This window comes from Ruegeria sp. SAZA006 (genome assembly GCF_059613465.1).
In genome coordinates this window covers 94,555-107,663 of record NZ_JBXWSO010000002.1, presented here as the reverse complement: position 1 = coordinate 107,663, position 13,109 = coordinate 94,555, and the positions used below count along the sequence as shown (strand labels likewise).

Sequence of the window (13,109 nt, the reverse complement as noted above, 5' to 3'; positions counted from 1 at the left end):
CGGAAATCAGTGATTCACCCCCGGGCAGAAACAGGCGCAATATGCTGCAAAACAATGAAAAACAGATGAGCTTTCAAAAAGAGAAAGATCTGGTGAAGGCGTTCTATGAGGACCTGCAGTTGGCCTCCAACGACAAGCTGGCAGACGTCATAGGGCGATTCTGTGCGCCGAATCTGCTGTGGCGCGGCTTTCACCCGTTCGGTCAGATTTCGGGGGTCCACGACGTAGCAGAAAACTTCTGGGGCCCGCTGCGAAACAGCCTCAAACGCATGCAGCGGCGTCAGGATATTTTCTTTGCGGGTTGCAACTCGCTGACCGACGAGCGCGAGGTCTGGGTGGTTTCCATGGGCCATCTGATGGGTCTTTTCGACCACTCCTGGTTGGGCATTCGACCGACAGGCAAAATGGCATTCCTGCGCTATTGCGAGTTCAACAAGGTGCAAGACGGCAAGATCGTCGAGACCGCGATGTATTTCGATATCCCGCATCTGATGGTGCAGGCTGGTCAGAACCCGTTTCCGCCCCAGGCCGCAGCCCATCTTGTACAGCCCGGGCCCCTGACTCACGACGGTATCCTAAGCACGGATCAACCGGTCGAGGAAGGGGAGCAGACTCTGGCGCTGATCAACGCCATGATTTCTGACCTGGGCCAGTGGAAAAGTGGCCTGACCCTGAGCGAAGAGCTGAGCCGTACCTGGCATGACGACATGATCTGGTGGGGGCCCGAGGGAATTGGCGCCACCTACACGATTGATCGGTATGGCAAGCAACATGCCGGTCCCTTCCGCGCGGCATTCGCCGAGCGGTCAAAGACCAAACATGTCTGCCGGCTGGCCGAAGGTCACTACGGCGGGTTTTTTGGCTGGCCGAACTTCACGGCTATTCCTACCGGAGGGTTCATGGGCATGCCCGCGACCCAAACGCCCGGTGAGTTTCGAGTGATCGACATCTATCGCCGCGCGGGCGGCAAGCTGGCCGAGAACTGGATCTTCATCGACCTTCTGCATTTCTGGAAACAGCAGGGCGTGGACATACTGGAAAGAACCACTGGCATCGGATCGGCGCAGGTGTAGCCCGGGGGGGGGCGGACTGGATGCAATGGGAGGGGATTTGGTGGAGCCTAGGGGAGTCGAACCCCTGACCTCTTGCATGCCATGCAAGCGCTCTCCCAACTGAGCTAAGGCCCCTTTCCGGTACCGCCTGTGCGGTGGACGGACGTTTATGAAACGACGTGCGCGAGTGCAAGACCAAAAAATCGGATTCGGTGAAAAAAGATGCGCGGCGCACGGGGTGCATCGGGGCGCGGGGCAGCCTGCGCCGCCCCGGCCGGATCACGAGTCTTCGTCTTCAGACGCGACGTCGGTGATGTCGTCCAACGAGACGTTGTCCTCGTCGTCGTCCTCAAGCAGATCGTCGTCCAGATCGACGTCGACCGCGTCATCATCGTCCAGCAGTTCGTCATTGGACGTGGCTTCGCGCGCCTTGACCGACGCTGCATCTTCGGCGTCGGCTGCGATCATCCGGCTTTTGCCGGTTTCCAATTCCACGATCTCGCCGGTATAGGGGCTGATGATCGGGTCCTTGTTCAGGTCATAAAACCGCTTGCCAGTGGTCGGGCAAACGCGCTTTACGCCCCATTCTTCCTTGGGCATGTCAATTCCCCTTGATATCAGGTGAGTCGTATCAACGATTCAGGTCACCTGCCACATGCGGCGGGTACTGTCAAAGCCTTTGCGCCAAGGAGATCGCACCATGGGGCGACATTCATTGCCCGGACAGCCTCCCGTTGCGCTGACCTTGCGCAAATCGGCGCGGGCACGCCGCATAAGCTTGCGTATTTCCCAGTTGGATGGCCGGGTTACGTTGACTTATCCGAAGGGTGTGTCCGAATCCGAGGCGATCGGCTTTGCGCAGTCAAAGGAGGACTGGATCCGCCAGCATCTGGGCGCGCGGCCCGTTCCGGCGTCAGTCGGCTTCGGGGAAACCCTGCCGGTCGAAGGTGTGCCAAGGCGAATCGTACCGGCGGAGGGGCGCCGGGTCAGTTTACACGCCGATCAGGTTGCGGTGCCCGAAGGGGCCGAGGCGCGGCGCCTCGCGCGCTTTTTGAAAGAGCTGGCGCGTGATCGCTTGATCGAAGCCTGCGACGACTATGCAGCCATGCTGGGGCGGGAGTACTCCAGCCTGACGTTGCGCGATACACGGTCGCGGTGGGGGTCGTGCAGTGCAGCGGGAGGGTTGATGTTTTCGTGGCGGCTGATCCTGGCGCCCCCCGAAATCCTGCACTATGTCGCCGCTCATGAGGTCGCGCATCTGGCCGAGATGAACCATTCGGCGGCGTTCTGGGCGCAGGTCGAGCGCCTGTTCGGCCCGCACAAAGCGGCCCGGCACTGGCTGCGCGACAATGGGGCCGAACTGCACCGTTACAGGTTCGATGCGCCCGCCGGTTGACCTCACGGGGATTTGTGATCACATGAGGGCATGTTGACCACCCGTAGCTCCGACTCTCAGATCGCGACCCATGATCAGGTATACCGCGCCCTGCGGTCTCGAATCATGCATGGAGAAATTCCACCCGGTCAGGCGCTGACGCTGCGCGGCATCGGCAAGGAGTTCGGTGTGTCCATGACGCCGGCGCGCGAAGCCGTGCGCCGTCTGGCCGCCGAAGGGGCGCTCTTTCTGTCCAACTCGGGGCGGGTCTCCACGCCCGAACTCAGCAACGACCGGATCGAAGAATTGGCCGCGCTGCGGGCTTTGCTGGAGGTCGAGCTGGCCAGCCGTGCGCTGCCTCGGGCGCATATGGCTCTGATCGACCGATTGCAAAGCATCAACATGACCGTGGCCGAAATGGTGACCAAGCGTGATGCGGTCGGCTACATTCGAACGAACCTCGAGTTTCACCGCACGCTTTATCTGCGTGCGCAGGCTCCGGCCATGCTTGCGATGGCCGAAACCGTCTGGCTACAGCTTGGCCCGACCATGCGGGCTCTTTATGGCCGCCTGCGACGGACCGAACCGCCGCATTATCACAAGCTGATCATCGCCGCTCTGAAGGCTGGGGACGAGCCGGGTTTGCGGTTGGCGGTGCGATCGGATGTGACCCAGGGTCTGCGCCTGCTGGTCAGCTGAGCGGGCCTTTGCTCAAAGTGTGAAATCCAAACGGGCGGCGGTTGCGAAGCTGGCCTCAAGGCATTTGCTGCGCTACGCTGCTGCCAACAACAAACAAGAGCAGATTTCAGCCATGATCAATCGACGGACATTCTCACTGGGTCTCGGTGCAGGTTTCCTGAGCGCCTGCGCGGGCGGGTCCGCGCCAACCGGAACATCCGCGTCGCGAATGCGGGCAGTGCCCAATGCCGGCTGGGATTCTTGGGTTGCAAGTTTCAAGGCGCGCGCGGCCGGGCAGGGTATTTCGCAAGCGACTATCGACCGGGCGTTTCAGGGTGCCGGTTACCTACCAGATGTGATCGAACGCGACCGCAACCAGGTCGAGTTCAAGCGCTCGCTCGAAGACTATCTGGCCATCGCCGCGTCAGACGAGCGGATCAGTACCGGCAAGCAGATGCTGCAACGCCACAACGCCACCCTCACGCAGATCGAGTCGCGCTATGGCGTCGACAAAGAGGTCGTGGTGGCGGTCTGGGGGCTGGAAAGCCGCTATGGGCAGCGGCGGGGCGATGTGCCCGTTATTTCGGCCCTTTCCACGCTGGCCTATGACGGGCGTCGCGGGGCGTTCTTCGAAAGCCAGCTGATTGCGGCGTTGAAGATCCTTCAGAACGGTGACACGTCGCCGGCGAACATGACCGGCAGCTGGGCCGGTGCTATGGGGCATACGCAATTCATCCCGACCTCGTATCTGGCCTACGCAGTGGATTTCACCGGAGACGGCCGACGCGACATCTGGTCCGACGATCCGACGGACTCGCTGGCTTCGACGGCTGCCTACCTGTCGCGGGCGGGTTGGGTGCGGGGCCAGCCTTGGGGAGGTGAAGTCGGATCTGCAGCGGCAAATTCGGGCACACCGGTTGCAATTCTGCAGCCGCAGAAACCCGGGCCGCGCATAGCGGTGTTTCGCAATTTCCAGGTGATCAAACGCTACAACAACTCGGACAGCTACGCGATCGGGGTCGGGCACCTGTCCGATCGGATCGCCGGTGGCGCACCCTTTCAGGCGTCTTTCGGGCCCGACGAAACCGGCCTGACGCTGGAAGATCGCAAAGAGTTGCAGCGGCGTCTGACTGCTGCCGGGTATGACACGCAAGGCGCTGATGGGGTGATCGGCAAGAACACAACCGCGGCCATCACCGCGTATCAGCAAGCCAAGGGCCTGCCCGTTACGGGCGTGCCCTCGGTCAGCTTGTTGCGCTCTTTGGGTGGTTGACGGATCAGGCCGCCAGTCCCTTGGACCCCAGGTCCAGGAATTTCTGACGCCGGTCCTTGATCAGCGCGGCGGCATCCTTGCCGTTCAGATCCTTCAGCATCTTGGCGATCGCCCTGCCCACGGATTCGATCGTGGCCGGGCGGTCGCGATGCGCGCCACCTTTGGGTTCGGGGATGATCAGGTCGCAGACGCCCAACTTTTGAAGGTCCTGCGCGGTCAGGCGCAGCGCCTCGGCGGCCTCGCGCATTTTTTCGGCATCTTTCCACAGGATCGACGCGCAGCCCTCGGGCGAAATCACCGAATAGATCGAGTGCTCCAGCATCGCCACCCGGTTGGCCGTGGCAAAGGCCACCGCGCCGCCCGAGCCGCCTTCGCCGATGATGACAGACACCAGCGGCACACCGATTTTCAGACACATCTCGGTTGAACGGGCGATCGCTTCGGATTGCCCGCGCTCTTCGGCGCCCTTACCCGGATACGCGCCGGCGGTATCCACCAAGGTGATCACCGGCAGACCAAACCGACCAGCCATTTCCATAAGGCGCACGGCTTTGCGATAGCCTTCGGGGCGGGCCATGCCGAAGTTGCGCTCGATCCGCGATTTGGTGTCCGAGCCTTTTTCATGGCCGATCACCATCACCGGCTGGTCGTTGAACCGTGCTAGGCCGCCGATGACCGCCAGATCGTCGGCAAAATTGCGGTCGCCAGCCAGCGGGGTGAATTCGGTGAACAGGGCCTCGACATAATCCTTGCAGTGCGGACGTTGGGGATGGCGGGCCACCTGGCATTTTCGCCAGGGCGTCAGGTCCTTGTACAACTCGTCCAGCAGCTTGGCCGCCTTGGCGTCCAGCGCGGCGGCTTCGTCCGCTACGTCCATCTCTTCGTTGGCGCGGGCCAGGGCGCGCAGCTCTTCAGCTTTGCCTTCAATCTCGGCCAGCGGTTTTTCGAAATCCAGATACTGGGTCATGACGCCTCTCAACGCGAAAGTTCTCCGCTATATGACCCGAGGTCGCCCCGGATGCAACTCGGCACCGCATGTCGGGGTGCGTTTCCCGCGCGGGGCGACAAGGTACGCGGGCCGGCGACTTCAGCCCGGCCACAGCACCGGGTACAACGAAATCACCAGAAGAGCCGCCATCGACCAGTTGAACACGGTCAGACGTCGCCGGCTGGTCAGCACGCGTGCCATCTGCTGGCCCAGAACCGTCCAAGTGCTGACAGATGGCAAGTTCACGCAGCCGAATACAAGGGCAACCAGCGCAATGGCTTGCAGGGTCTGGCCCGGGGCATAGGCCGTCGTTGCCGTCAGCGCCATGGCCCAGGCTTTGGGGTTCACCCATTGAAACGCTGCCGCCTGCAGAAACGTCATGGGCCGTCCGACGTGCCCCGGGCCCTTGGCAGGAGCCGCATTGGCAATTCGCCACGCGAGGAATAGCAGATAGGCCACCGACGCGATTTTGAGGATCACGTGGCTGATGGGATAGGCCTCGAACACCTGCACCAATCCTGCGCCGACCAACAAAACCATCAGCATAAAGCCCAGGCCGATACCCAGCATATGGGGGATTGTCCGCCGGAACCCGAAATTCGCCCCTGAGGCCATGAGCATCAGATTGTTCGGCCCTGGCGTGATGGACGAGACAAAGGCAAACGCGACCAGCGCAAGTAGGATGTCGTAAGTCATGGCGCAAAGATCGCCCAGGTTTGGTCAAATGAAATTGCGATTTCGTTCTCGATTACATAAAGCTTGCAACAAATGGCGAATATTGACCTCAGGAATCAGCAAATATTGCAAGAGCTGGCCCGAAATGGCCGGATCAGCAACCTTGAACTGGCGGACCGCGTAGGGCTTTCGCCGTCAGCCTGTCTACGCCGGGTGCAAGAGCTTGAGCGGTCCGGCGTCATCAGCGGGTATCGCGCCGTTTTGAACCCTGCGGCGATGGGCGTCGGTTTTGTCGCCTATATCGGCGTCGGACTGGGTGAGCATACAAAGGCCGCTCAGGAAGGTTTTGAAAAAGCGGTGCAATTGGCGCCCGAAGTGGTCGAATGCCACAACATCACCGGTACGATCGAATACTTGCTGCGGGTGGAGTGCGCTGACCTGTCGACCTACAAGACCTTCCATACCGACGTATTGGGCACGTTGCCCCATGTCACCTCGATCACGTCCTACGTGGTCATGGGATCCCCGAAAGACCTGCGGGCCTGAGCTTGAGCCCACTGCCGCTAGGGCCTTGCAGGCATGTGTATCCCGGAATATCGTCGGCCTGAAAGCGCCAGAAAGTCGGCATCAGATCGAACAGGGCGCGATGTCAGGGAGACACGATCATGAGTTTTGTTCGGACAGGCGTATTGGCGGCCGTGGTGGCGATTGTCGCCGGTGCCGCATTTGCCGCGCCTTTGAAATTGCAGCCCGCCAACCCGCAGCCCAATCCCAAGGCGGGGTTGAACGTGAAATATGTGGGGCAGGGTACTCAGAGAAAGATCCGCGATCTGAGCCAGGCCAAAAGCGTATTGTCCAAGGCCAAGCCGGGCAAGCCACTGCGCGGGCTGGACTATGCCGACACCAACAAGGGCGAGCCGGTTCTGACGTTCACGGACCCATACAACGTTGCCGCTGAAATCACCGGGTACATGCGCTTTGATTCTCCAGGCATTTACGAACTCGAAACCTGGTCCAATGACGGGCTCGAGGCCTATGTCGGTGGTCAGCAGATCGGCCGTGTCACCGGGATTCAGGGGTGTGAAGCCAACCAGCGCACCGAGGTCGAAGTTCCAAAGGCGGGCTGGTACCCTCTGAAGATCATCTATTTTCAGAAGCTGGGAACGTCCTGCCTGATGATGAAATCCGGCAAACAGGGTGAGAAGTTTACCTGGACACCAAACAACGTGTTCGGCCGCTGAGGCCAACCGAAGTCAGGAAAAGGCGCTCGGAACGAGCGCCTTTTTTTAAGTCCCCATCAGCCGTTTGCGGCGATCAGCTCGGCCTGCGCCACGATCACCTCGGCCTGCTTGATCGAGGCGATGTCCACCAGCCGTCCTTTGTAGACCGTGGCGCCTTCGCCATTGGCCTTGGCTTGCTCCATCGCAGCCAGGATCTCGCGCGCTTCGGTCACCGCCTCGTCCGACGGGGTGAAAACCTGATTGGCCAGCGCGATCTGCTTGGGGTGGATCGCCCATTTGCCGACCATGCCCAGCGTCGCCGAACGGCGCGCCTGCGCGATATAGCCTTCGTCGTCCGAGAAGTCGCCGAACGGCCCGTCGACCGGCAGCACCCCGTGGGTGCGGCAGGCGGCCACGATGGCAGCCTGTGCCCAATGCCACGGGTCCGACCAGTATTTCTGGCCCTCGCGCAGCATGTAATAGTTTTCCTGCGTGCCGCCGATTCCCGTGGTCTGCATTCCCATCGAGGCGGCGAAATCGGCCGCGCCCAGGCTCATGGCCTGAAGGCGCGGGGAGGAGGCCGCGATTTCCTCGACATGGGCGATGCCGGCGGCGGATTCGATGATGACCTCGAAGCTGATGGGCTTGGTGCGGCCCTTGGCGCGTTCGATCGCAGTGACCAGAGCGTCAACCGCATAGACATCCTCGGCGCAGCCCACCTTGGGGATCATGATCTGATCCAGCCGGTCGCTGGCCTGTTCCAGCAGGTCCACCACGTCGCGGTACCAATAGGGCGTATCCAGCCCGTTGATGCGCACCGACATGTACTTGTTGCCCCAATCCACGGTGTTCAGCGCCTCGATCACGTTGGCGCGGGCGGTGTCCTTGTCGGACGGGGCCACCGAATCTTCGAGGTCGAGGTTGATCACGTCCGCGGCCGAGGCGGCCATCTTGGGGAACAGCTTGGTGTTGGATCCGGGGCCGAACAGCTGACAGCGGTTTGGTCGCGCCGGGGCGGCGGGTTGGATACGAAAGCTCATCGGCACCTCGCTGAGTAATGAAATTGCGATTTCAGTTGGCAATTGGGTATTAAATTGCGCGACCCTGCGCAAGCCTGATTGTGCAGTTGCGGCAATGCTGTTGCAGAAAGCTGTGCGCAACCCCCGGAACGCGGCGGTCAAAGTTTCATCATTTTGAAAATTTCGAAGCTTTTTGCGCCATTCGGGGGAATCTTGCAAAATTCTCCGGTCGACGTGCGGGAGGTTGGAGGAAAACGAGAAACGCTCGTTGACGGCCTTCAATAGGTTGGGGCGCAAGAAAAGGAGAGCGCGCGATGATCGAGACACCGTATTTGCTGTTTTTGGGAGATGCCCCCGACCAACTGGCCGCCAAGGTCGCGATCGGCATTCGGGACTGGCGCCCGGAAAACGCCGTGGGTCAGCTGCGGATGGAGGGCTGCAAGGCCGATCTGGGACTGACCGACATGACCCTGGCCGAAGGCAAGGCCGCCGGCGCCAAGACGCTGGTGATCGGTGTCGCGAACCGCGGTGGCGTTATCAGCCAAGCCTGGAAAGAGGTCCTGATCGCCGCGCTGGAAATGGGCTATGACCTGGCCTCGGGCCTGCACAACCTGCTGCGCGACGAAGGCGATCTGGTGGCCGCGGCCCAGACCCATGGATGCACCCTGCATGACGTTCGCGTGCCCACGGTGGGCTATCCGATTGCCAACGGGCGCAAACGCAGTGGCAAGCGCTGTCTGGCGGTGGGTACCGATTGTTCGGTGGGCAAGATGTACACGGCCATGTCGATGGATGCCGAGATGCGCAAGCGCGGCATGAAATCGACCTTCCGCGCCACCGGTCAGACCGGCATTTTGATCACCGGGCAGGGCGTTCCGCTTGACGCCGTGGTGGCCGATTTCATGGCCGGTTCCGTCGAATACCTGACGCCCGAGAACGATCCCGATCACTGGGATCACATCGAGGGGCAGGGGTCGCTGTTCCATGTCTCGTATTCCGGCGTGACCATGGCGCTGATCCATGGCGGTCAGCCGGATGCTCTGATCCTGTGCCACGAGCCGACCCGCACCCATATGCGCGGTCTGCCGGAATATTCCCTGCCGACGCTGGAACAGCTGCGCGACACGGCCCTGCCTTTGGCGCGCGTCGCCAACCCTGCCTGCCAGGTCGCGGGTGTGTCGATCAACACACAGCATCTGAGCGAGGAGGACGCGAAAGCCTACATCGCCAAAGTCGAGGCGGAGATGGGCCTGCCGACCACGGATCCGTACCGGTTCGGCGCGGGCAAGCTGGTGGACGCGCTGGCCGCGATGTGATCCAACCAGGGCACCGATGGCAGGGATACCTGCCACCGGCGCTGGAAATTGCAATGACAAAGGAGTGGGCGCGTGCAAATCGACGTCTCTCGTGATGTGTTCCGGTTGGCGCAGGTGTTCACCATCTCGCGCGGGTCGCGGACCGAGGCCAAGGTACTGACGGTGCGCCTGACGGATGAGGCGCATCAGGGCTGGGGCGAATGTGTGCCTTATGCCCGGTATGACGAAACGCTGGACTCGGTCGAGGCCGAGATCCGCGGTTTGCCCAACACGTTCACGCGCCAGTCGCTGATGGATCTGCTGCCGGCCGGGGCCGCGCGCAATGCGGTGGATTGCGCCCTGTGGGACCTTGAAGCCAAGCGGGCGGGCAAGCGCGCCTGGGAACTGGCCGGCCTGCCCGCGCCCAAGCCCGAGATCACCGCCTATACCCTGTCGCTGGACACGCCCGACGCCATGCGGGCGCAGGCGGCGAAGAACGCGCATCGTCCGCTGTTGAAGATCAAGCTGGGCACGCCCGACGACATGCCGCGGCTCGAGGCCGTGCGGGCCGGGGCGCCGGATGCGAAGATCATCGTGGATGCCAACGAGGGTTGGTCGGCTGAGGTCTATGCGGATCTGGCGCCGCATCTGGTGCGGTTGGGCGTCGCGCTGGTCGAACAGCCGCTGCCCGCCGGAGATGACGAGGCGCTGATCGGACTCGATCGTCCGGTGCCGGTCTGCGCCGACGAGAGCTGCCACGATCGCGCCAGCCTGCCCGGGTTGAGGGGCAAATATGACGTGATCAACATCAAGCTGGACAAGACCGGCGGTCTGACCGAGGCGCTGGAGCTGCGCCGCGCGGCGCAGGCCGAGGGCTATGGCATCATGGTGGGCTGCATGGTCGGCAGCTCTCTGGCGATGGCGCCTGCGACACTGGTGGCGCAGGGTGCGCTGGTGACGGACCTTGACGGCCCGCTTCTGTTGGCCGAAGACCGCGACACCCCGCTGATTTTTGACGATGCCGGAGTACACCCGCCCGAGGTGGAACTCTGGGGCTGATGGAGACGAACATGACCCGTACCGTTTACGTGAACGGCGAATACCTGCCCGAGACCGAAGCCAAGGTCTCGATCTTCGATCGAGGCTTTCTGATGGCGGATGCCGTCTATGAGGTGACAAGCGTGCTGGACGGCAAGCTGATCGATTTCGAGGGTCACGCGGTGCGCCTGAAGCGGTCGCTGGACGAATTGCAGATGGCCGAACCCTGCAGCAAGGGCGAGCTGCTCGAAATCCACCGCAAGTTGGTCGTGCTGAACGGCATCACCGAGGGGCTGGTCTATCTGCAGGTCACCCGCGGCAGCGACGGCGACCGCGATTTCGTCTTCCCCTCGGCCGACACCAAGCCGACACTGGTTCTCTTCACCCAGAACAAGCCCGGGCTGGCTGACAATCCGGCGGCGAAGAAAGGGGCCAAGATCATCTCGATCGAGGATATCCGCTGGGGTCGCCGCGACATCAAGACGGTGCAACTGCTGTACCCGTCCATGGGCAAGATGATGGCCAAGGCCGCCGGGTGCGACGATGCCTGGATGATCGAAGACGGGTATGTCACCGAAGGCACCAGCAACAACGCCTATATCGTCAAGAACGGCAAGATCATCACCCGCCCGCTGTCGAATGACATCCTGCACGGGATCACCCGCAAGGCCGTGCTGCGCATGGCGGCCGAGGCGCAGATGGAAATCGAGGAGCGCCTGTTCACCATCGACGAAGCAAAAGAGGCCGACGAGGCTTTTACCACCTCGGCCAGTGCTTTCGTGATGCCGGTGGTCGAGATCGACGGCGTGGCGCTGGGCGACGGCACGCCGGGCCCGATCGCCAAGCGGCTGCGCGAGATCTATCTGGACGAAAGCCGCAAGGAGGCGATCTGAACCCCACGGCCCGCCGATCTGGCGGGCCTTTTCGTTAATGCGTCAGTCTTTTTTGCCGACGTTTTCCTCGAACGCGACCTTGAAGGCGGCCTGTTTGTCGGGGCTGGCCTCGGTCTGGTATTTGGATTTCCACTCATCCATGGTCATGCCATAGAAAATCTCGCGGGCTTCGTCCTTGCCCATTTCGATGCCTTTTTCATTGGCGGCTTCCTGAAACCACCGCGCCAGGCAGTTTCGGCAGAACCCGGCCAGATTCATCATGTCGATGTTCTGAACGTCGGTGCGGTCCTGCATCAGGTGTTTCTGCAGACGGCGGAAAGCGGCGGCCTGAAGTTCGATCTCGGTCTGGGGGTCCATGGTCGGGCTCCGGTTCGTGGGATTTGATCCAGACCTAGCAAGCCCGAGGCCATTGCACAACGCGCGCCGGTTCAGACCAGCTTGAGGGCAATCCAGGGCATCAGGCAGAAGATCAGGGTCAGGATCTTGTAGTTCGCAAGATACTTGAAATAGGCCTTTCTGACCTCGGCCTTGTCCATCTGGAACATGCGGCCGTGAATGGCGGCGATGCGGTCCTGCAGGGCCACCACCATCAGGGTCGACAGCAGCAGGACCGCAAAGTTCAGAACAGTCATCCAGCCGAAAAAGGCTGTCAGGGTTTCAGGTGTCATGACGGCCTCCTTTCACCCCAGAAAATGGGGGCCGCCCGCGCGCCGCGCAAGGGAACGGGCGTCGTTTGGTCGCGGATTTTTCCAGCGTTACAGCCCGCTTGCGGCCAGCGCGTCCTGCAGGATCGGCGCCAGCCGCTCGGCCCAGGCGCGCTGCCCGGCATGGTCGGCGATCAGGTCGTTGCGCAGCTCGATCAGTGCGTTGGGGCGGCCAAAGGCGGTGGCGTGCCGGTCGATCGCATCCCCGGGCAGCACGCCGGTATAGGGTTCGTTGACGCCGACGCACAGATCCTCCTCGGCCCGCAGGCGCTCGATCAGCGGGGCCGAAAACCGTTCGTCCTCGGTGTGCAGGATGCCGACATGCCAGGGGCGCGGCGGGCGGCCCCGCAGCTGGCGCGTGAAGGAATGCATCGACACGATTACGGCGTGGGGCAGGGCGGCCATCTTGGCCAGCGCTTCGTGATAGGGGCGATAGCACAGGTTCAGGCGCCGTTCGCGCTCGGCGGCGTCGGCGTGACGGTTGGCCGGAATGATCGACCCGTCATACAGCTTCATCAACAGGGTCGGGTCGTCCTCGCCCCGGTTCGGGTCGATCACCAGCCGAGAGAAATTGGCGGCAATCACCGGCGCGTTCAGGATCTCGCCCAGATGTTTCGATACCTCGTAGGCGCCCACGTCATAGGCGATGTGGCGCTCCATGTCCTCACGCGGAAGGCCGAGGTCGCCGCCGTTGATCTGCGGCGGTACGATGTTGGTGGCATGGTCGCACGTGATCAGCCAGCGGGACGGGCGATCCGCCCCGTGCACGTAAAACGGAGTGTATGTCATGAGCCTGTCATCTTGTTTGCCGCAGGTGTAGGACAGTTGCCTCGGAAAGGGAATTGCGCAATAAGCAAACCGACTATTGTTTGCGGTAACATTCGACCATCAAGGAGAGC

16 protein-coding genes and 1 tRNA gene are annotated in these 13,109 nt (G+C 62.0%); 9 read left to right on the top strand and 8 right to left on the bottom strand.

Annotated elements, in window-relative coordinates; genetic code table 11:
* The first annotated feature begins 65 nt into the window (after positions 1-65).
* The gene (locus AC2FNZ_RS00790; protein WP_093965322.1) at positions 66-1,073 is read left to right on the top strand and encodes a nuclear transport factor 2 family protein; all 1,008 of its coding nucleotides are present in this window, start codon (positions 66-68) and stop codon (positions 1,071-1,073) included.
* A 38-nt stretch (positions 1,074-1,111) separates the two neighbouring features.
* Here AC2FNZ_RS00790 and AC2FNZ_RS00785 read toward each other — a convergent pair.
* A tRNA-Ala gene (locus AC2FNZ_RS00785) sits at positions 1,112-1,187 on the bottom strand.
* A gap of 144 nt (positions 1,188-1,331) precedes the next feature.
* The gene (locus tag AC2FNZ_RS00780; protein WP_093965124.1) at positions 1,332-1,652 is read right to left on the bottom strand and encodes a TIGR02300 family protein; all 321 of its coding nucleotides are present in this window, start codon (positions 1,650-1,652) and stop codon (positions 1,332-1,334) included.
* A gap of 100 nt (positions 1,653-1,752) precedes the next feature.
* Here AC2FNZ_RS00780 and AC2FNZ_RS00775 point away from each other — a divergent pair, with 100 nt between their 5' ends.
* The 3 genes from AC2FNZ_RS00775 (at position 1,753) to AC2FNZ_RS00765 (ending at position 4,378) form a co-directional block, all read left to right on the top strand.
* Entirely contained in the window at positions 1,753-2,448 is a 696-nt protein-coding gene (locus tag AC2FNZ_RS00775) for a M48 family metallopeptidase (RefSeq protein ID WP_254432995.1), read from the top strand.
* 30 nt (positions 2,449-2,478) lie between these two features.
* Positions 2,479-3,126 (top strand): GntR family transcriptional regulator, encoded by a 648-nt coding sequence (locus AC2FNZ_RS00770; protein WP_093965127.1) that lies wholly within the window; start codon positions 2,479-2,481, stop codon positions 3,124-3,126.
* 112 nt (positions 3,127-3,238) lie between these two features.
* Entirely contained in the window at positions 3,239-4,378 is a 1,140-nt protein-coding gene (locus AC2FNZ_RS00765; RefSeq protein ID WP_093965323.1) for a lytic murein transglycosylase, read from the top strand.
* Between the two features lie 4 nt (positions 4,379-4,382).
* On the opposite strand, the gene AC2FNZ_RS00760 is transcribed toward AC2FNZ_RS00765, so the two are convergent.
* Both AC2FNZ_RS00760 and AC2FNZ_RS00755 read right to left on the bottom strand, forming a co-directional pair.
* Positions 4,383-5,345 carry an acetyl-CoA carboxylase carboxyltransferase subunit alpha gene (locus AC2FNZ_RS00760; RefSeq protein ID WP_093965129.1) on the bottom strand — a complete coding sequence of 321 codons (963 nt, stop codon included), beginning with the start codon at positions 5,343-5,345 and terminating at the stop codon, positions 4,383-4,385.
* A 120-nt stretch (positions 5,346-5,465) separates the two neighbouring features.
* Positions 5,466-6,062 (bottom strand): LysE family translocator, encoded by a 597-nt coding sequence (locus AC2FNZ_RS00755; protein ID WP_093965131.1) that lies wholly within the window; start codon positions 6,060-6,062, stop codon positions 5,466-5,468.
* Between the two features lie 72 nt (positions 6,063-6,134).
* Between AC2FNZ_RS00755 and AC2FNZ_RS00750 the strand changes: the two genes are divergently transcribed.
* The gene (locus AC2FNZ_RS00750; RefSeq protein WP_093965133.1) at positions 6,135-6,587 is read left to right on the top strand and encodes an Lrp/AsnC family transcriptional regulator; all 453 of its coding nucleotides are present in this window, start codon (positions 6,135-6,137) and stop codon (positions 6,585-6,587) included.
* 119 nt (positions 6,588-6,706) lie between these two features.
* A complete protein-coding gene (locus tag AC2FNZ_RS00745; protein WP_093965135.1) occupies positions 6,707-7,282 on the top strand; it encodes a PA14 domain-containing protein in 576 nt (191 codons plus the stop codon).
* A 56-nt stretch (positions 7,283-7,338) separates the two neighbouring features.
* Here the strand turns inward: AC2FNZ_RS00745 and AC2FNZ_RS00740 are convergent, their stop codons facing one another.
* Positions 7,339-8,301, bottom strand: coding sequence for an L-malyl-CoA/beta-methylmalyl-CoA lyase (locus AC2FNZ_RS00740; protein WP_093965136.1), 963 nt, complete (start codon positions 8,299-8,301; stop codon positions 7,339-7,341).
* 293 nt (positions 8,302-8,594) lie between these two features.
* Here AC2FNZ_RS00740 and dgcN point away from each other — a divergent pair, with 293 nt between their 5' ends.
* From dgcN to AC2FNZ_RS00725, 3 genes are all read left to right on the top strand, one after another.
* Complete coding sequence (gene dgcN / locus AC2FNZ_RS00735; RefSeq protein WP_093965138.1) at positions 8,595-9,596, top strand: N-acetyltransferase DgcN; 1,002 nt, start codon at positions 8,595-8,597, stop codon at positions 9,594-9,596.
* Positions 9,597-9,668: 72 nt separating this feature from the next.
* Positions 9,669-10,634 (top strand): N-acetyl-D-Glu racemase DgcA, encoded by a 966-nt coding sequence (gene dgcA / locus AC2FNZ_RS00730; protein WP_496839211.1) that lies wholly within the window; start codon positions 9,669-9,671, stop codon positions 10,632-10,634.
* A gap of 11 nt (positions 10,635-10,645) precedes the next feature.
* Positions 10,646-11,506 carry a D-amino-acid transaminase gene (locus tag AC2FNZ_RS00725; protein ID WP_496839210.1) on the top strand — a complete coding sequence of 287 codons (861 nt, stop codon included), beginning with the start codon at positions 10,646-10,648 and terminating at the stop codon, positions 11,504-11,506.
* A gap of 42 nt (positions 11,507-11,548) precedes the next feature.
* On the opposite strand, the gene AC2FNZ_RS00720 is transcribed toward AC2FNZ_RS00725, so the two are convergent.
* The 3 genes from AC2FNZ_RS00720 to AC2FNZ_RS00710 all read right to left on the bottom strand — a co-directional run bounded on the left by AC2FNZ_RS00720 (position 11,549) and on the right by AC2FNZ_RS00710 (position 12,999).
* The gene (locus AC2FNZ_RS00720) at positions 11,549-11,863 is read right to left on the bottom strand and encodes a DUF1244 domain-containing protein (RefSeq protein WP_496839209.1); all 315 of its coding nucleotides are present in this window, start codon (positions 11,861-11,863) and stop codon (positions 11,549-11,551) included.
* 71 nt (positions 11,864-11,934) lie between these two features.
* On the bottom strand, positions 11,935-12,174 hold the full coding sequence (locus AC2FNZ_RS00715; protein WP_093965143.1) for a DUF6868 family protein: 240 nt from the start codon (positions 12,172-12,174) through the stop codon (positions 11,935-11,937).
* 87 nt (positions 12,175-12,261) lie between these two features.
* Positions 12,262-12,999, bottom strand: coding sequence for an N-formylglutamate amidohydrolase (locus AC2FNZ_RS00710; RefSeq protein ID WP_170342771.1), 738 nt, complete (start codon positions 12,997-12,999; stop codon positions 12,262-12,264).
* Between the last annotated feature and the right edge of the window lie 110 nt (positions 13,000-13,109).

Coding starts and splice junctions, on each gene's coding strand:
- AC2FNZ_RS00780 (WP_093965124.1), bottom strand. CDS start 1,652: ATGCCCAAGGAAGAATGGGGCGTAAAGCGCGTTTGCCCGACCACTGGC.
- AC2FNZ_RS00725 (WP_496839210.1), top strand. CDS start 10,646: ATGACCCGTACCGTTTACGTGAACGGCGAATACCTGCCCGAGACCGAA.
- AC2FNZ_RS00720 (WP_496839209.1), bottom strand. CDS start 11,863: ATGGACCCCCAGACCGAGATCGAACTTCAGGCCGCCGCTTTCCGCCGT.
- AC2FNZ_RS00715 (WP_093965143.1), bottom strand. CDS start 12,174: ATGACACCTGAAACCCTGACAGCCTTTTTCGGCTGGATGACTGTTCTG.
- AC2FNZ_RS00710 (WP_170342771.1), bottom strand. CDS start 12,999: ATGACATACACTCCGTTTTACGTGCACGGGGCGGATCGCCCGTCCCGC.
- AC2FNZ_RS00770 (WP_093965127.1), top strand. CDS start 2,479: ATGTTGACCACCCGTAGCTCCGACTCTCAGATCGCGACCCATGATCAG.
- AC2FNZ_RS00740 (WP_093965136.1), bottom strand. CDS start 8,301: ATGAGCTTTCGTATCCAACCCGCCGCCCCGGCGCGACCAAACCGCTGT.
- AC2FNZ_RS00750 (WP_093965133.1), top strand. CDS start 6,135: ATGGCGAATATTGACCTCAGGAATCAGCAAATATTGCAAGAGCTGGCC.
- AC2FNZ_RS00755 (WP_093965131.1), bottom strand. CDS start 6,062: ATGACTTACGACATCCTACTTGCGCTGGTCGCGTTTGCCTTTGTCTCG.
- AC2FNZ_RS00745 (WP_093965135.1), top strand. CDS start 6,707: ATGAGTTTTGTTCGGACAGGCGTATTGGCGGCCGTGGTGGCGATTGTC.
- AC2FNZ_RS00760 (WP_093965129.1), bottom strand. CDS start 5,345: ATGACCCAGTATCTGGATTTCGAAAAACCGCTGGCCGAGATTGAAGGC.
- AC2FNZ_RS00775 (WP_254432995.1), top strand. CDS start 1,753: ATGGGGCGACATTCATTGCCCGGACAGCCTCCCGTTGCGCTGACCTTG.
- AC2FNZ_RS00790 (WP_093965322.1), top strand. CDS start 66: ATGAGCTTTCAAAAAGAGAAAGATCTGGTGAAGGCGTTCTATGAGGAC.
- dgcN (WP_093965138.1), top strand. CDS start 8,595: ATGATCGAGACACCGTATTTGCTGTTTTTGGGAGATGCCCCCGACCAA.
- AC2FNZ_RS00765 (WP_093965323.1), top strand. CDS start 3,239: ATGATCAATCGACGGACATTCTCACTGGGTCTCGGTGCAGGTTTCCTG.